Annotated in this window: 12 protein-coding genes; 10 read left to right on the top strand and 2 right to left on the bottom strand. The window is 44.4% G+C overall.

Annotation, left to right across the window (positions count from 1 at the left end):
- Nucleotides 1-88: 88 nt before the first annotated feature.
- The 3 genes from HHO50_RS16470 to HHO50_RS16480 all read left to right on the top strand — a co-directional run bounded on the left by HHO50_RS16470 (nucleotide 89) and on the right by HHO50_RS16480 (nucleotide 2,051).
- A complete protein-coding gene (locus HHO50_RS16470) occupies nucleotides 89-493 on the top strand; it encodes a hypothetical protein (RefSeq protein ID WP_181307510.1) in 405 nt (134 codons plus the stop codon).
- Between the two features lie 115 nt (nucleotides 494-608).
- Nucleotides 609-1,298, top strand: a complete 690-nt coding sequence (locus tag HHO50_RS16475) for a YafY family protein (protein WP_181307512.1) — start codon at nucleotides 609-611, stop codon at nucleotides 1,296-1,298.
- A gap of 237 nt (nucleotides 1,299-1,535) precedes the next feature.
- Complete coding sequence (locus HHO50_RS16480; protein ID WP_370457618.1) at nucleotides 1,536-2,051, top strand: DinB family protein; 516 nt, start codon at nucleotides 1,536-1,538, stop codon at nucleotides 2,049-2,051.
- A gap of 233 nt (nucleotides 2,052-2,284) precedes the next feature.
- Here HHO50_RS16480 and HHO50_RS16485 read toward each other — a convergent pair whose 3' ends face one another.
- A complete protein-coding gene (locus tag HHO50_RS16485) occupies nucleotides 2,285-5,257 on the bottom strand; it encodes a family 10 glycosylhydrolase (protein WP_181307514.1) in 2,973 nt (990 codons plus the stop codon).
- Nucleotides 5,258-6,613: 1,356 nt separating this feature from the next.
- Between HHO50_RS16485 and HHO50_RS16490 the strand changes: the two genes are divergently transcribed.
- The 3 genes from HHO50_RS16490 to HHO50_RS16500 all read left to right on the top strand — a co-directional run bounded on the left by HHO50_RS16490 (nucleotide 6,614) and on the right by HHO50_RS16500 (nucleotide 11,795).
- Nucleotides 6,614-9,157: a PAS domain-containing sensor histidine kinase gene (locus HHO50_RS16490; protein WP_181307516.1), complete on the top strand. Its 2,544-nt coding sequence runs from the start codon at nucleotides 6,614-6,616 to the stop codon at nucleotides 9,155-9,157.
- Nucleotides 9,154-9,537, top strand: a complete 384-nt coding sequence (locus tag HHO50_RS16495) for a response regulator (protein WP_181307518.1) — start codon at nucleotides 9,154-9,156, stop codon at nucleotides 9,535-9,537. Before HHO50_RS16490 ends, HHO50_RS16495 begins: the two co-directional genes overlap by 4 nt.
- 803 nt (nucleotides 9,538-10,340) lie before the next feature.
- Entirely contained in the window at nucleotides 10,341-11,795 is a 1,455-nt protein-coding gene (locus HHO50_RS16500; protein WP_181307520.1) for a site-specific integrase, read from the top strand.
- A gap of 36 nt (nucleotides 11,796-11,831) precedes the next feature.
- On the opposite strand, the gene HHO50_RS16505 is transcribed toward HHO50_RS16500, so the two are convergent.
- On the bottom strand, nucleotides 11,832-12,332 hold the full coding sequence (locus tag HHO50_RS16505; protein ID WP_181307522.1) for a hypothetical protein: 501 nt from the start codon (nucleotides 12,330-12,332) through the stop codon (nucleotides 11,832-11,834).
- 399 nt (nucleotides 12,333-12,731) lie between these two features.
- Between HHO50_RS16505 and HHO50_RS16510 the strand changes: the two genes are divergently transcribed.
- From HHO50_RS16510 to HHO50_RS16525, 4 genes are read left to right on the top strand one after another with little or no spacing between them, the layout of a single operon-like run.
- Nucleotides 12,732-13,367, top strand: coding sequence for an alpha-ketoglutarate-dependent dioxygenase AlkB (locus HHO50_RS16510; protein ID WP_255478784.1), 636 nt, complete (start codon nucleotides 12,732-12,734; stop codon nucleotides 13,365-13,367).
- A gap of 38 nt (nucleotides 13,368-13,405) precedes the next feature.
- On the top strand, nucleotides 13,406-14,398 hold the full coding sequence (locus tag HHO50_RS16515; protein WP_181307523.1) for a 3'-5' exonuclease: 993 nt from the start codon (nucleotides 13,406-13,408) through the stop codon (nucleotides 14,396-14,398).
- Complete coding sequence (locus HHO50_RS16520) at nucleotides 14,398-16,278, top strand: hypothetical protein (RefSeq protein WP_181307525.1); 1,881 nt, start codon at nucleotides 14,398-14,400, stop codon at nucleotides 16,276-16,278. Before HHO50_RS16515 ends, HHO50_RS16520 begins: the two co-directional genes overlap by 1 nt.
- Nucleotides 16,272-17,750 (top strand): hypothetical protein, encoded by a 1,479-nt coding sequence (locus tag HHO50_RS16525; protein ID WP_181307527.1) that lies wholly within the window; start codon nucleotides 16,272-16,274, stop codon nucleotides 17,748-17,750. The genes HHO50_RS16520 and HHO50_RS16525 overlap by 7 nt, the downstream gene beginning before the upstream one ends.
- The last annotated feature ends 35 nt before the right edge of the window (nucleotides 17,751-17,785 follow it).

Below are 17,785 nucleotides of genomic sequence, written 5' to 3' on the forward strand. Positions count from 1 at the left end.
GTTTGCAAGCGGGCCAGAAAGGATTATCTCTTTCTGGCCCGCTTGCTTTTACCGTTCTTGCCCAAAAGTTTCTATCTTGTTTCTACCTATGAACACAAAACTGGTAATGCTTACGAGTGCTTTCGTGATGGCCGTTGTAGGGGCCACTGCTTCTTTTCTGCCGCAGGAGATGCTGCAATACCTGGGGGCGGAGGCCACCGGAACGACTCCTTTACTGGTGCAGTTGCTGGGTGCGCTGTACCTGGGTTTCGCCCTCCTGAACTGGATGGCGAAAGGAATTCTGATAGGCGGGATCTACGCGCGGCCGGTAGCCGTGGGAAATTTCCTGCACTTTTTCGCCGGGGCGATGGCCCTGTTGAAAGGATTGCAGGCGGGCCATCCGTCAGAAATCTTGTGGGCTCTGGCGGCGGTGTACAGTTTGCTGGCGGGGCTGTTCGGGTTGATTACGTTCCGGCATCCGCTGAAAGCGACCCTTGCCGGTGACAACCAGTAAGGAAACGATAAGCTCTGTTCTGCGGCTTGTTTTAAGGCTGGTTTCTGAAAACAAGCCTTAAAACAGGGGCGGGGGAAATGCCTAATTTGACTATGAAAGCAAACCAAATCAACGCATGAACCGGGTAGACAGGCTTTTTGGGATATTGACCTTGCTGCAGTCTAAAAAGTACGTGACCGCCGAGAAGATCGCGGAAGCATTCGGCATTAGCGTACGCACCGTGTACCGCGACGTGAAGGCGCTGGGCGAGCAGGGTGTGCCGCTGGGGTTTGAGCCGCACAAAGGCTATTTTGTGGTGCAAGGGTATTTTCTGCCGCCCGTCTCGTTTACCTCCGAAGAAGCCAACGCGCTGCTTTTGATGGAAGCCATGGTCTTCGGTTTCACCGATAAGTCCATCCACACGCATTATGCCTCGGCGTTGAGCAAGGTGAAAGCCGTGCTGCGCACCACCCAGAAAGAAAAGCTGGACTTCCTCACCAACCTCATCAAGCTGCAGATGCCGCCCTGCTTCAACAATGACTATGAGTACCTGGCGGTCATCCAGCAGGCCATCTCCAATAATTCTATCCTGGAAATAGGCTACAAAAACAAAAACGAGGAAGTAAGCAAACGGCAACTGGAGCCCATCGGGTTGATTTTCTACGCCTTCAGCTGGCACCTCATTGGCTGGTGCCACCAACGCCGGGACTACCGCGATTTCAAAGTATCCCGCATTCTCACCCTCCAGAACACCAGCCTTCCTTTCCTCAAAACAGACCACATTCCGGTAAGCGAGTACATGAAGCAGTTGCCCGTGCCGTATTGAAAGGAAGGTTGGGTAACCGTTTTACGCCTGTTTTTCCAGAAAACAGGCGTAAAACAAAAGCTTACGCCATTGCTGGTTTCTCGCCATTTCTCACCAACAATCCAACCGCTTGCGCCTCCTCAACTTACTGGTGTGGTATGAATGAGCGAAAATAATTTATGGTTTCTGGAAGTAGACTGCCATAGGGTTGTCAGTGGATGGGCTTTTCTTTGGGTCAACACTTAACCACTACAACCTATGTCAGAGATTCAAACCATGTCCGTATTGGAGTTGCTTTCCAAAGAGCTGGAGGCCGAAGCCCAGACCACCCGCCAGATGCTGTCCCGCATCCCAGATGACCAATATGATTGGAGGCCCCATGAGAGAAGCATGGACATCCGCACGCTGGCCACCCACATTGCCGAGTTGCCGTCCTGGATTGGCATGACGTTGAATACCAGCGAACTGGATTTTGCCAGTAACCCGTACGCGCCGGAAGTGATCAACTCCACCCAGGAGCTTTTGGCCTGCTTTGAGAAACACCTCGCCGACGCTAGAGAGCAACTGGCGAAAGCCGAGGAGGAACAACTCCATGATAACTGGACGCTCCGCAACGGCGACCAGATTTACATGACCTCCTCTAAATACGAGGTGCTGCGCATGTCCATGAGCCAGATCATCCACCACCGGGCGCAACTGGGCGTATTCCTGCGCTTGCTCAACGTGCCCATCCCCGGCAGCTACGGCCCCAGCGCCGACGAGATGGATTCCTAACTAGAAAACTTGCCTCAGGCAGGCGAGAGCCACTAAAGAGGAACCTCCGTTTTGCGCTTGTTTTCTGAAAACAAGGCCCAAAACAGCGGTGATTATGGGCCGCCGGTAAGCCAGGGAACCAGTTTTATGTGGCAGGACAAAAGAGACGGCTACTTCTACCCGAAAGGTTATAAAAGTAAAAGCACCCACTGACAATCAGTAGGTGCTTTTGCCTTTATAACCTTTCGGGCAGTTTATTGGCGGGTGATCTTGAAGGTGTGGGTTTGGGTGGGTGTCACCAGGCGCACATAGAAGAACCTGCCAGCCAGCGTACCGGCGGCTACCGGGAAACTGTAGGTTTTGTGGGCCTCGGCGGAGCCTTCGTACACTTGTTTTACTTTCTGGCCATACAGGTCAAAAAGCTCAAGGGTAACTTTCTGCTCAGGAGTCACCAGGGTGAAGTTGACGGTAAGCTGATCTTCAAACGGGTTAGGATAGGCGGTAAGTACCGGAGCCGTCACGGCATCTAAACTTGCCACTACCGAAGCGCAGGCTCCCAGTGTGCTGCCTTTTGCCAGATGGGCCGCTACAGCCTTAGGTGACACACACACCTGCGTGGCAGGGTTCTTGGCGCTTCCGGTGGCGTGGCAAACCAATACTTTGTCCAGTTTGTTTCCGCAACGCACGTCAATCACCTGCACGGTTACCTGGGCCGTTTCTGTACAGCCCAATTCATTGGTCGCCAGCACCGTGAAGGTGTAGGTGCCCGCCGCTTGGGGAGTGAATACCGCCGTACCCGCAGTTCCCACAGCTAGGCCGACGGCCGGAGTCCAGGTGTATAGGGTTTTGCCCTGGGCCGAAGTGGCGTTGGAGGCCGTGAGTACGAGGCTTTGGGCGCCATAACCCAACGCAATGGTGTTCTCTGGCAGGCCGGTGTAGGTCTTATCTGTTCTGGATACCAGAATGGCCGGAGCCGGAACAGCCCCCACAATGGTGATGGTAGCCGAAACAGAGGCCTGGTTGCCGTTTTTATCCAAAGCGGTAAAGGTAACGGTGTTCTCTCCAATGTTGGCGCAGGTGAAGGTATTCTGTGACAGCGTGAAGCTTTCTTCCTCCAGGGCGCAGTTGTCATAGGAGCCATTGTTCACCTCTGCGGCAGTTACGGTCACAGAACCATTTACTAGGGTGCGGGTAATGTTTTTAGCGGACAGCACCGGTGGCGTTGTGTCCAGCGCGTTGAGGGTAACGGTTCTTTCCGCAGAATTGCCGCTGGCATCCTGGGCGGTAACGGTAACCAGGTGTTTCTGGCCGTGGCCTGAAGCCAGGATAGAGCCCGCCCGGGGGCTTTGGGTGAAGGTCACCTGTCCGCAGTCATCGGTGCCGGTTAGGCCGGTAACAAAATCAGGGACGATGGCCTCACAGCCAGATTGCAAAGAGACATTTTGGCTTACCGCCAGCATGAACGTAGGCGCGGTGACGTCTTGTTTCTCTACCAGGAAAGAGCAGGAAGCGCTTTTGCCGGAGGCATCAGTGGCGGTGATGGTGAGCGTGAACTCGCCGGTGCCAGACACCGTGGTTCCTGCGGCCGGGCTTTGGGTGACTGTAATGCCTTCCTTGCCAGAAACATCATCGGTCACAGAAATCAAACCGGTGTAATCTGGCACCTGGGCTGCGCAGGACGTTGTTAAGGCCAGCGTCTGTTTCTCCAGGCAGGCAATCACAGGAGCAGTGTAGTCCGTGACGTTGGAGGGAGCGCTCTCGTTATGGAACCGGTCTACCGCGGTAATGGTGTAAAAGTACGTTTTAGACGAATCGGGCACGTTGTCTGTGAACGTGTTGGCGGCCGTGTTGGTGATGGCCAAAAGATGCTCGGTGCTGGAAATAGTTATTGCCGGACTTTCTGATCTGTACACTACGTAGCGGGAAACCTTGTCCAGTTCGTTTGCTTCCGCATCGGCTTTTTCCCAGGTGAGTTGCACCACGTCTGCCGAAGTTCTGGTGGCCACCAAGCCGGCAGGAACCGCCGGTGGCGTATTGTCGCGCCAAGGCATGCTGGGCAGTAGGGCGGGTTTCTGGTAGAAATTGGTTCGCAAAGAATCTCTGAAACCTAGTTTGGTGGAGGTGCGCAGGCTGCTGGTGTTGTAAATGGCCTGGCCCTGCACATTTTCTAGGGAGCGGTTCATCCGGACTTGGTTAGGGATCTGCGAAGGATTGGCCCAGTTCGCGCCTTGCGCCGGGTCGTTCACTTTGTAGCCCGCCAACCCTATGTAGATATGGCGGCCGTACGCGTTGTTGTTCCACCAAGGCACAATCACGCTGTAATTGGCCCCCGGTTGGCCCATGTACCAGTACACCTGCGGAGCAAGGTAGTCTATCCAGCCTTCCTGCAGCCACTTGCGGGAATCGGCGTAGAGTGTCACGTAATGCTGCAGGCCGCTGGTGCTGGTTCCAAGGGCTGGGTTGGTGCTGTTGCGGTAAATACCAGACGGCGATACCCCAAACTTTACCCACGGCTTCAGGAGATTGATGGTATCATGCACGCGTTGGATGAGGAGGTTCACGTTGTCGCGGCGCCAGTCTGCGCGGTCAATGATGCCGCGCGAATGGGCCGCATAGGTGGCATCGTCATTGAAAACGGCGTTGGGGTAGAAGTAATCGTCAAAGTGGATGCCGTCTACGTCATAGCGTTGCACAATGTCAGCGATCACGGTCATGATGTGGTTGCGCACGGCGGGTAAGCCGGGGTCTAGGGTGCGCAGGTTACCCGAAGCGATGAGCCATTCTGGGTGTTGTTTGGCTACGTGGTGTGCCGAAAACGCCCCAATGCCGTTCACGTTCGCGATGGCCCGGTAAGGGTTGATCCAGGCGTGGAGTTCCATGCCGCGTTTGTGGCTTTCCTCCAGCGCGAAAGCCAGGGGATCCCAGCCGGGGTTTTTGCCTTGGGTACCGGTTAAATCAGCTGAAACCGGTTCAAGGCTGCTGAGGTAAAGGGCGTCGCTCTGGCTTCTGACTTGCAGAAAGATGGCGTTGATGCCGGTAGCCTGGTGGTGGTTCAGGATGGAAATAAGCGCCGCCTGTTGTTGCGCCGGTGTCTGTGTGCGGTTAGGCCAGTCAATGTTGGCATAAGTTGCAATCCAGGCACCCCTGAACTCTCTTTTAGGAGCCTGGGCCTGCGTGGCTAAGTGCAGGAAGAAGAGTAGTAGGAAGCTAAGTAGATGTTTTCTCATAGGGGAATGAGGTTTGGAGGTGGGAGATAAAGCGTTAACTTCTGAAATATTAAATAATTTATTTATGATTGCAACATTTATTAAATAATTACATTATCTGCGAGACATTGTGTCTGGTGAATAATGGCACTTAGCCGGGTGGAAGAGATAAGTAGGAAGCAGTTCTTACCTTCATTTTGAGAAGCTGTTTAGAGGTTGTTTTGCGGAAAACGGGCCAGAAACACAAGTAAGTTGCGGAAGAGGATTTCAACAAGCGGGCTGAATTTTTTGGAATAGGGTTACACCTTCCTTAAGGTACGAATAGAGTAAAGAAGGTCTAATCTAATGACGAACCCGTTTGGAGTCATCCATTTTATTACCAGCGCAAACGTCTGCCTGAAAACAGGCTTCTAAAAACTAACGTTGGGGAGAAGCGTTTTTGGGCTGTTTTACGGAAAACAGGCTCTAAATGCGGGAACCTGTGAGGTCTCCAAGACCTCGCAGGTTTAGTGAACTGGCGCGGGACTCCAGTCTCGTGCCACGGGATGGCGCGAGTCTCCAGACTCGCCGAGAACCACCGGCAGGAGGGCGGAACAGCAGTAAATAACCCTAAACAGGTGCGGCATCTACGTTTCAGTCAAACAAAAATTCGGTTTTCTGGTGGGCTTCTGCTTCAGCTCTGGTGCCGTTCTGCGGGTTGTTTTATTCCTGTATCCTTCTCAATACTTCCTTATTCTAAGGGTATACCGCTGCGTTTTCTTATCATGGCTGGCGTCAGGCTCCGTTGGGGCAGATGGTGTCGGCTTGCCGTTGGGCGAGAAGGAGAGGTTGATGGTAGAGTTGGGCTTGGGGCGGCATCGGTGATGCCGCCTGCGTACCACCCTTCTTTGGCTTTCTGACCTGTTTTACGGAAAACAGGCCGAAAACAATAGCATAGCTCGGCTTGCGGAAGTTGCCCTAAGCACTTGTTTCTATTTGAGGTTTGCTGGCTCAACTAACCAGAAAAAGGTTCTGCGGAAGCGTTTTTTGAGCCGCGTAGCAGTGCTACGCAACCGCAGGTTCTCTTTATGGCCGTTTGCAGCGCAAAGATGAAATGTAAACACGCTCTAAAGATGCAAATAGAAACAACGAATACATGTTACTCCTGTAAGGTAGCGTATCTACAGGATGAAAATTTTCACAGTCATCGTGTTTTTTGCTGTCTCTCTCTGCAATGCCTTTCTGTGCTTTTTTGCAATTTTGAGAACTGTCCACTGCTTAGGAGGTGAGTTGAAGTGATCTGCTTATCACCTTAAGATACAAACATTTACTTAGAAAGTCACCATGAATACTATTTGTATTATTCTGTAATTTTGCGGGTGGAGATTACATAAAGGATTGGAAACCTTGCGAGAAGAAATGAATGCGGTGGTATGGGGGAAGTTGGCGTACCAGTCCAACGACCTGCTCTGCACCTTTGACGGGAACGGGAGCATTGTCCACATCAACAGTGCAAGTGAAAGCATGCTCGGCTTTGCCAGCGCAGAGGGGGTAGGGCATCTGTATGCTGAGTTCGTCCATGCCAAAGACCGCAGCATTACCCGGCAAGCTGCCCGGGTTTTAGAGAAGGGCGAAACGCTGACTGATTTCCAGAACCGCCTCGTCCACAGAAAAGGCCATACCGTCTACGTGCAATGGTCTGCCACGCGTTCGGCAGAAGATGGATTGGTTTACGCCATTGGGCGCGACATTACTGCGCTAAGGCTTGGCCGCCGAAGGCTGGAGGAAAGCGAACAAAGGTACAGGGCTCTGTTTGAGCACAGCAAAGACCTTGTTTTCCTGGAAAACGCGGAGGGGGTGGTCACAGAGGTGAACCAAAGCTTCTGCGATACCTTCTCAGTCTCCAAGGAAAAGGCTCAGAACGCCCGCGCCTCCGTCTTTCTGCCCACTGCCTCCTCGGCCGAGGCCTCCTTGCAAGCGGCCCTGGCGGGCAGCACTATAAGGGGTGATTTGGAGCTGAAAACAGAGACCGGTGACACCAAAGTGTATGACGCCGTGAAGTATCCCATCAAGCTCAAGGGCGAGATCATTGGGGTGCAGACCGTGGCGCGGGATATCACCCCCATGGTGCGCGCCTACGAGGCGTCCCAGCGGCAGGCGCAGAAGATGAACACCATATTGGAGAGCATCACAGATGGGTTCCTGACGGTGGGGAGAGACTGGCAGATCACCTACATCAACAAGGAGGCGGAGAGACTGCTGCCCTTTGACAGGAACTACCATATAGGCGTTAACCTCTGGGAGCTCTTCCCCGAGGAAGTGGACGGGGAGTTTTATGTAAACTACCAACACGCTTTTGCCACGGGGGAGACCGTGAGCTTCACCTCCCAGCTGAAAAAATATGGTAAGTGGCTTAGGGTAAAGGCATACCCGTCTGACGAAGTATTGTCTATTTACTTCTATGACGTAACCGAACACGTAGAGGTGCAGCGCGAGATAGAGAAGCTTTCACTGGTAGCCAGCAACACCACCAATGGAGTCATCATTGCCAATTCTGAAAGCAGGATTGAGTATGTCAACGAAGGCTTCACCACCCTAACTGGCTACAGTTTTGAGGAGGCTATAGGCCATATCCCGTTTGAATTGCTGCGCAACGAGCGCACCAACTCTGAGACTAACCGAAAGGCGTATGAGAATTTATTAAGAGGTGAGCCTGTCTCCTTTGAGATCTTAAACAGCAGGAAGAATGGGAGCGACATTTGGCTCTCCATCCAGCTGAACCCCATTGTTGGGGAAGGCGGCAAGGTGGAAAGGTACATCGCCATACAGTCTGACATCACTGAAAGGATCAAGACACAGCAGGAGTTGGAGAAACTCTCGCTGGTGGCCAGTAAGACAAACAACAGCGTGCTCATTGCCGATAGGGACTGGCGGATAGAGTGGGTGAACGATGGGTTTACGCGGCTCTACGGCTACAGTCTGGAGGAGGCGGTAGGCAAGAAACCATCAGAATTGCTGTACGGGCCAAAGACCGATAAAAGCAAGTTCACGGCGCAGGAGGGGAAACTGCGGGGTGGAGAGCCTATTTCGTTTGAGTTGCTGAACCTGGCAAAAAGTGGGGAGGAAGTGTGGGTAAACATAGAAACAAGCCCCGTGCTAGACCGGCACGGCAATATAATGCGCTACATAGAGGTTCAGACGGACATCTCGGCCCTGAAAACCTCTGAGTTGGAGCTGGCCAAGCTGGCGGAAGACCTTTACCGCAAGAACAATGACCTACAGCAGTTCACCTACGTTGTGTCACACGTGCTGCGCCAGCACGGGGCGAACATCATGGGGCTGCTGGATATGCTCATGAGCACAGATAAGGGCTCTGAGACGTACGAACACTCCATGGCTTTCCTGTGCCGGAGCGCCTACGGGCTGGACGGCGTACTCAGGGACATGAATACCATTCTCACGATCAGGGAAAATAGGGGCAGTTTGGAGATGGGGCCGGTAGATATCCGCGAGGTTCTATCTGAGGCGCTGTCCTCCCTTGGGGAGCGCCTCCAGAGGGAGGACAGCGTCAGCATTGACATCCCGGCAGGGCTAACGGCAAGGGCCAACCGGGCTTATCTGTACAACGTTTTCCGCCAGTTGCTTTCCAACGCAGTTAAGTTCCAGTCTGCCGAGCGCAGGTTGGAGATTAATGTGAGATACCTGGGGAGCCCTGCGGAAAGAGCCCTGCTCAGTGTCAGTGACAACGGGTCTGGCTTCAACTCCGCGAAGGAGGAGAAAAACCTCTTCAAACTCTACAAACGGTTCCACACCCAGCAGGAAGGCAGAGGCATTGGCCTCTACCTGGTGCGACAACAGGTGGAGGCAATGGGCGGTAAAATAGAGGTAACCAGCCAGGAAGGGAAAGGCACCAATTTCTACTTATATTTGCCGCTGAAATGAGAATATACCTGATAGACGATGATGAGGTGAGCAATTTCCTCTTTGAGAGCATGCTCTCCGGAGTTGGATGCGCCCATGATCTCCGCACGTTCACTTCTGCCGAAGAGGCACTGGCAGCGCTGGGTTCCTGCGGCACCGGCGGCTTCCCCCATCTCCTGTTTGTTGACCTCTCCATGCCCATCATGGACGGCTGGGAACTGCTGGAGGAACTACGTCAGCGGCATCCCGCCTTCGGTGAGAAATGCAGGGCCTACATTCTCACCTCCTCCATCCGCGAGTCAGACGAGGCCAGGGGCAAGGCACACCCCCTGGTAACACAGTTTCTTAATAAACCAGTGAGTCAGGAGATTCTCCAGTCCATTCTCTCTGCCGCCCTCTGACGAGCAGGGAAGTAGCCGTTCTTTTCGCCAGCGCAGGCGGCAGGTTAAAGCTATAAAAGCTCTAATGGTGAAAGTGGTGGTATTCTTTTGTCTAGTACTCTTCTTCTTTAAGTAACCCAAGTTGCGATTTATTTACGCCGATGAGAATCACCCTACCCCTCCGAGGATGGGAACACGCCTTTGCAGAGGATAGCAATGCGTGCCAGAGACAAGGCAGTGCCTGGTCTCTACAAGTACTTTCCCCAGTTCCAGTCTTCCCTAAGCGCGCCTCGGTTTTGGCCCTAGACAGACATCACCTAAGAAGAACAGACCTCTCAGGCCGAAAGGGCAGTGCGAGAGGGGAAGACGGGGCCTCGCGGCCGTGAGCGCTTAGCGGAAGCTATGAAACAATACAGCACTTGCGCCCACAGAAAAAGCGGACAAACCAAGGAGACACCATAAGGCGTACCCCCTCCAATCTCTCTACAGAAGCCAAATTAAGAAAAATAAGCCAATAAAGGTATGAGGTGTTTCATTTACGGCTTAGGCTAGCGTTTTAGCAGCTCGTGCTAATAAGTACCCAGAAGGGTAGCGCAGGAATAATCTTATAAAACACAAAAGCCTGACTATCAAAAAGATAATCAGGCTTCGCTTTTAATGGTTTGTGGAGATGCAGGAAATCGAATAAACAATATCAAGAAACAGAACTCTTTGTTAATTAAGTATTTAAATGATATTGATTATCTTATAATGCTATATTTATCGATATATTTGTTGTGCAATTGTTATGCACTACCTATATTTGAGTATACTTATAATTGAATATGAAGTCTGTAAAAGTTGTATTGGTCGTTAGAGGCAAGTCCAAGGAAGGGATTCTTAAACTGAGAATAATTGAGAATAGAACAAAACAGACTTGGAAAACCTTAGGTGTCAAGATTCCCACTACTTACTGGAACAAAGACAAGAGCCGTGTCAGGGCTACTGATAAACTGGATTATAAGGCTATAAATGAGAAAATTGAGGAAATTGAGAAAGAATATGGAAATGCAGATAATGCAGTAGAAAAAGTAAAAGCTGGCAGGAATAGTTTTATAGCTTTCAATAGGAGTCTTATACCCGAACTCACATCTCATGGGTCACGGAAGAAATATAACTCCTTACTTAAGAATCTCTCTGATTATATATTAACTATCAACAAAGTAGACCTTTGCTTTGATGATATAGATAAAGCATTTGTACTGAGGTTTCGTGATTACTTATTAAATGACCGAAACTTAAGTTCTAACACTACAAACAGATATCTAAAACACTATAAAACGATAATCAACAAAGCTATAAAAGCAGAGGTGTGTACTTATCTAAAGCACCCATTTCTGAACATCCCTCTTGAGCGAGAAACTACTATTGATAAATACTTAACAAGAGCTGAGGTTCAGAAAATAATCGATTTCAGCCCAGTTATTGATAAGATGAAGGAAGTTAGACTAAAGTTCCTATTCTCAATAATGGGTTGTGGTATGCGAACTTCTGATTTACACCTACTAACCTATGGACATGTGAAGAGTGATAGGATAACCTACGTCATGTATAAGACAAAACAAAAGCTTTCAGTAAAACTGAATGATAACTTGAAGCTATTATTAGCTGAAAAAGTAATAGCAGTAGATGAAGCTAAGCTCCTGACAAGCTACAAAACATTTCACCATTGGTATACTGAATATCACTCTTATATGAATAAAAAGCAGAAAGAAATGCCTGCATCAATAAGCACTTCAATGTTAATGAAGTGGAATGAAATAAAACCAAGTAAAGCAATTGATGATAGAATCGCAAAGCAGGAAGAAGATAAAAATGATTCACAGCTTAAATACTTGAAGCATAAGTTAGTTGAATCAACAGGAGAAATATTAAGAAGTCTATCCATTAAATATCCAAAGACGTTTGTTTTTAAGGGCTTAAATCTGGATGTATTCAAGAACTTTGATGTTTATACACCATTAAAAAAACATTTCAATCAGATTGAGAGCAGAACGGCTTTATACAACAAAGATTTAAAACTGCTTCAAAAAGCAACTGACATAGACTTAAATCTTACCAGCCACGTAGCAAGACATACCTATACAAACTTGATGTTAGAAATTGGCACTGATATCTATGCTATATCTAAAAGCCTTAACCATCAAAGTATAGTAGCTACAGAAAGATATGCAGCTAAATTCAACAGCAAGGTTGTGGATAGTGCGAATGATAATCTGGCTGTTGAGTTTCCTTTATAGAATAAGATATAGTTTTATAGTAATATCTGAAGCTTACTACTTATTGTCGCTTACAGCGTGGTTCTTTGGCATTGGGCTATCTCTCAGCCTTACAACAAAGGCATGAGTGTTGCAACCTAAACCAATGTAATATAGGTTACCTGTTCGCTGTATTTTGTGATGCAAGGTTGATGTAGAGAACATAATATAGGCGTACCGTGCAAGTGCTTCGTAATTCCTTTCTCTGAAATATGTGATAGCGTCTGCACTCATACCTTGGGCTATTTCAGCTATACCTAACTTGTTTAGAACATTTGCGGGAGGATGGCCAATCCTATATTCCTCTTGCAATTGAATGGCGAATGATTGGGCAGTGTGCATGATAGCTGTATCCAGCTTGACCACAACATCTACTCCTGCGCTCCTGCTCCTATGCTCTTGCAGTACTTTAATGTAAGCTTGATTGAGCTTTATAAGCTCTTCATGTGAGTAAGTGTCGCTATTTGAGGTGTGAATTAAATTGTAGGAGATAAGTAAGAAGGATAAAACGACTTGCATGGATTTCAATATAGTATACCACTTAATTATTTTGGAGGTTGAATGAGTTAACTATTGTTTAGGGTAGGTCCTCTGACCCAAGACTTTACCTTTGGAAAATTTAATACTTGTCAATAATTTTTTATAAAGTGATATGTTCCCGTAAACTTGTAATTACCCACAGTACCTGAGAAGCAAAACCATTTCTCATAATCTTTTATAAGTAAAGGTCATGTACAAAAGATATTAAAATTATGATAATAACCATGTTGATAATATGAATATTCATATTTAAGATTTAGAAAGATAGTTTTCACTCTTTAAAAACCTTGATGAAAGGACGAAGCAAAGACAAAATCAATCACTTCTATTTGGATAGATTAAATGATTGCATTCAAAAGTAAATATTATATTTACTATATGAATCAATTAGATATGTTTGGGAATACGAATAGTAGAAATGATAATCCAGTAGTGAAACCAGGTTATAATTCTATTAAAAATGGTGAGTTCTACTTTTATCCCAACTTTTTCCCAAAACATGAGAGCAACTCTTTTTTCAAAGAATTAAAAGCCAATATTCTATGGAAGCAAGAATCAATGAACATGTATGGGAAGCAAGTTAACTTTCCAAGATTGACCGCATGGTATGGAGATAATGAAAAACCATATAAGTTTTCAGGTATTACTCTAAATCCTAATCCTTGGACAGAATCCTTGTTAAAAATAAAGAAACTCATTGAGCCTAAATCGAATGTGGTTTACAATAGTGTTCTCCTAAATCTTTACCGTAATGGCAATGATTCAATTTCTTGGCATACAGATGCAGAACCAGAACTTGGACGTAACCCAGTAATTGCTTCAGTCAACTTCGGTGAAACAAGAAAATTTCAGCTACGCCACATCCATACTAAAGAAAAGGTAGAAATTGAATTGACTCATGGGTCTCTTTTGATAATGCAAGGTGAACTCCAGCACTACTGGCAACATCAAGTACCTAAAACTGAAAAAATAATTAATTCAAGAATAAATTTAACTTTTAGAGTAATACAATAGCAATGCCGTACTATTTCAGACTCCCCCTAATAACAGATTTGACAATTGAACAGCAAGCTGTACTTAATGAACCTGCCGCCATTGCAGTATCTGGTGGTCCAGGAACAGGAAAAAGTGTTGTATCACTGTGGAGACATATTAGAAATTATGGCATTGGGAATAAGAAAAGTTTACTATTAACGTATACAGTGACTCTAAGAACCTATTTAGCAGCGTCAGCTCGTTCAGAACATACAGTTGCTGGTGATAATGTTGATAGAACTTATAGATGGACACATGCTGGAAATAAGGTGAATTATGATGAGATTATAGTTGATGAAGCACAGGATGTAGAGGCAGAAAGGTATGATATCATAAGGAGGTTTGCTCCTTCTGTTTCATATGGGGCAGATGATAAGCAAATTGTTTTTCCTGACAAAGCTACTACAGAACAATTGTTAAGTATGCAATTCCCTCAGAATAGAAGTTATATCTTATATGAGAACTTCAGGAACTCCTACGAGATAATGCTTTTCGTAAGGTCTATGCTCCCTAATATATTAATTCCACAATCTACCATAGATACATTATTAGAGGAAGGTAAAAGAGGTAATAAACCTACTTTACTTGTAACAAATTCTGATAAAGGAAAACAAGACAAAGCTATTATTGATATTATCAATGAATTTCGTTCCGATACTCATAACATTGCAATTTTAGTTCCTCTGACCAGGCATGTTGAACAGTTCTACAGCCTTATTTCATCATCAGGTATACGTTGCTCAAAATATGTAAACCAGGATGAAGAGCTTTTAACAATTGAAAATGTGCATGTAAGCACTTTTAAATCATCAAAAGGTACTGAGTTTGACACTGTTATTATCCCTGATTTTGATAATTATCATTGGAATATAGCCAACCTAACAATTGCCAAAATAACTGAAAGTGATTACTATGTCGCTCTAACAAGAGCAAGGCGTAACTTATTTCTAATTAGCAGAAGAGATTTACCATTCCTAAACACTTACACTTACCAAAAAGAATTGCTTTAATGATTAGCCAATCCATATATATACCCCTGAACTTAGAAAATTTACCACAATATTTCCTGAGGGGTATAATACTTCCATCTGTTTTTTACTCCAATAGAGCAGCAGATATACAAGATAGGTTCAGTGACACAATATTAATCTCCAATAAAAAATGGACAGATGTTAATAGTTGTTCCCTCGAAATTATACTGACTGATTCAGAAGTAAATCAGCTTATACCTATTTCAAATAATTTTTATAGCTATGATGGAGTAATCCCGATATCCAGAATAAAATCTATCACATTTCTTAACGCTGACAGAAAAAACAATATACTATGGGATATTAATAACGGTGCAGGTTTTATACCAGAATCATTAGTCAGGGTAGAAGAATATGATAAAAGGAATTCTGTTCCAGTCTTAGAGTTAGATAATAAGCAAGTAAAATCTAACTCTATTGAAGCTTTGAAAAAAAGTGTTAAGTACTATGACCATATATTAGGTGGATTTGCATTCATGAAATTAGGCGGTGAAACTTTCATGAATTATTCTCAAAACTACTTTTTAACATTATCGCATTTCAACAAACTTATAGAGGAACAAATCCGAAACGTTCAAGCTGAAAAAAAGTATTCTTTCAGTAATAAATATATTGGCTTGTTTAAATCTACGGAAGAAAGCTCTTGGACTAAGTGGAGAAGCGTAATTTTCGGTTTGGTCGATAAGAGTTTTGTTGAGAAATCAGCTTTGTCAGAAAATGTTAGAATAGAATCTAAGTTCAATAATATTAAAATTGACTCAATCAATAAAGATTCTATAATTTATGATTTAGCAATCTTAGCTACCTACGGAGAGCGCAAGAACAAGAGTACTGATGATTTAGTGTCTGATATCTATAATGGTAATATTGATAAATCGAAACAAGAAGAGATTTCTTTAATTTTCGGTTTAAACAATGGTTATTCGAAGCTTCGAAACAAATACAAAGTTGGAGAAAAAGAAAAGTCTGTAAAATTCAGACTTGATAGTAAGTTAGATTACTACATAATTGAAAGTATATATCAATCTGTTTTCAATAAATCAAAAGATAGCTATAATTTCCCGTATATAGATACATGGTGTCCAACAGCTAAAACCAATCCAATTGTCAAGGGGTATGAGACATACCAAGTATTAGACAAAGTTGTAATCGCAAAAAAAAAATACCAATTTCTATCTTTGGAATACTTGGAAGAATTATTTCAAAAGCATTCGGCAAATGAAGTATTCTCTGTATTAACAGCATCCATAAACAATTGGCTTCCTCCTTTTGCACATATAGATAAAGAGAAAGGTTCTGTATATTTTGAACAGATTCTTAAAAAGCCTATCTCCATTTGGTATAAGACTATCTTTAAACAGGTAGAGTCTGATTATAAAGAAAACTTGTATGCTGAGAAGCAAAACATTGAAGCTGACTTAATAGAATCTTTTGAATTAGACAAACTTAGATTAGTTGAGCGGATTGAGGAATTAGAAAAAGAACTTAATTCTTTGAAAAGCCAACAGCTATCATCCTCATCTATAGAGGTAAAATCTCTGACCTCAACCGAAGAAAGATTAAGTGAAAACTTAAATCAAGATGAAGAGACAAAAGAAGTTTTAGATACAAATGTTATAGAGTGGAATTTAAAAGTAAGTTCTGCAAATGATGAACTTGGAGAAGAAGTAGAACCTAAAGCTACAAACACATCTGAAGAGTTAGATGATTACGATTCTATGACAATTACTGAACTTAAAGAAGTCGCAAAAAAATTAGGTATAAAATCATTAGCTAAATACAACAATAAGAATAGGGATGTACTAATACACGTTATAAGGAATACTCGTCTCAATTTTTTTGATAGTAGTTCATGCTAAGATTTAACAACCTAAAGAATTCTACTACTGATGTTAGCACATTAGAGACCTTTATAAGTGCCAACTTTCAAGATGTTTATGATTTCTTTGTGACCCAGAAACACAGCGAAATTGTTAATAACAAGGCTGCTATTAAAAAATATATAGCTTTAAATCTTAATTGTTTTAAACAACTTAATATCTCATCATCTACTAATCTGTCATTTATTTCTATACTGCTCGATGTAAGTGAAAGACTTGGTCTTTTGATGGAGTTTAAAATTCTATATGAGCACCTAAAAAGCCAAAACTACACTATTGGCAAAAGATTAGAAGCAGCTTCTCTATACTTAACCAGTATTAACACTGCTGATGATTATTTGCATAATTGTGAGAGTATATGTCAAAAATTACAGCTTGCTTACGAGTTAGAAGAAGACAACGAGGACCGTATATTATTTACAATTATAAATTATTACGCTCAGGTAGTAAATAACTTTGGTCAATTCAATAGTCAGGCTGTAACAGCGCTTAGGGTAAAAATTACAGAAATTAAGAACCAACTGGGAAATAGTTTTTTAAATCACCCATTGATTCATCAAGTTTTAAATATTGAATTAGAGCCATGCATGGCTCCTTTGAATATTGCTTACCACGAGATTCAGAAACTACTTTATAATTTTCTGAACCAGAATAAAGTTCGAGAGTTCTTAAAGGAAAGATTTCTGATTGAGCATGGCACTTATTACGTGGAATTGCTAAAACATATCCAACCCGCTTTTCATGCTATTAGGCAATTATCAGTCAATCAGCACAAACTAATTAATGACAACTCCGTTTTTTATTCTCTCCAACGTGGTGTTAAAATCTTAACAGAGGAAAATCAGCTTTATGCATACCTAAATAGTTATGGGAATATGCATTATCAAAAAATTATATCTTCCTTAGAGTCTTTGCCTCAAGCGTTTTTTGATAAAGAAATAAGTATAATCGATTGGGCTTGTGGTCAAGGAATGGCTACGATTTCTTTCTTAGACTATTTAAACAACCAAGGTATACAGCAGAAAATCAAAGACATAACCTTAATTGAACCATCAGGAATAGCTTTAAAACGTGCTTCCCTACACGTAAAAAAGTATGATGAGTCTTTTAATGTTCTTACAATAAATAAAGATATTGACTCTCTTCACTCTTCAGATTTCCTGCCAAATCAAGAGTCAGTCAAACTTCATTTATTCTCAAACGTCCTCGATATGGAAGTTTTCCAACTATCGAACCTGTTAGAACTGATTAAAAACAGTTTTGATGGAGAAAACTATTTCATTTGTGCAAGCCCCTTTGTAAATGATTTGAAGACAGAAAGAATCAATAGCTTCGTAAGATACTTTTCGACTTTAGAAGGGTATACTCTGATTGAATCAATAAGCCATAGGGGATGTGAGTGGTATAATAACTGGACGAGAGTGATTCGAGTTTTTCACGTAAATCTATAATGAATCAGTTTTCAAGGCACTTAATAATATTTGAA

This window comes from Rufibacter sp. XAAS-G3-1, from assembly GCF_013623775.1.
Classification (GTDB): Bacteria; Bacteroidota; Bacteroidia; order Cytophagales; family Hymenobacteraceae; genus Nibribacter.

Coding starts and splice junctions, on each gene's coding strand:
- HHO50_RS16470 (WP_181307510.1), top strand. CDS start 89: ATGAACACAAAACTGGTAATGCTTACGAGTGCTTTCGTGATGGCCGTT.
- HHO50_RS16475 (WP_181307512.1), top strand. CDS start 609: ATGAACCGGGTAGACAGGCTTTTTGGGATATTGACCTTGCTGCAGTCT.
- HHO50_RS16480 (WP_370457618.1), top strand. CDS start 1,536: ATGTCAGAGATTCAAACCATGTCCGTATTGGAGTTGCTTTCCAAAGAG.
- HHO50_RS16485 (WP_181307514.1), bottom strand. CDS start 5,257: ATGAGAAAACATCTACTTAGCTTCCTACTACTCTTCTTCCTGCACTTA.
- HHO50_RS16495 (WP_181307518.1), top strand. CDS start 9,154: ATGAGAATATACCTGATAGACGATGATGAGGTGAGCAATTTCCTCTTT.
- HHO50_RS16500 (WP_181307520.1), top strand. CDS start 10,341: ATGAAGTCTGTAAAAGTTGTATTGGTCGTTAGAGGCAAGTCCAAGGAA.
- HHO50_RS16505 (WP_181307522.1), bottom strand. CDS start 12,332: ATGCAAGTCGTTTTATCCTTCTTACTTATCTCCTACAATTTAATTCAC.
- HHO50_RS16510 (WP_255478784.1), top strand. CDS start 12,732: ATGAATCAATTAGATATGTTTGGGAATACGAATAGTAGAAATGATAAT.
- HHO50_RS16520 (WP_181307525.1), top strand. CDS start 14,398: ATGATTAGCCAATCCATATATATACCCCTGAACTTAGAAAATTTACCA.
- HHO50_RS16525 (WP_181307527.1), top strand. CDS start 16,272: ATGCTAAGATTTAACAACCTAAAGAATTCTACTACTGATGTTAGCACA.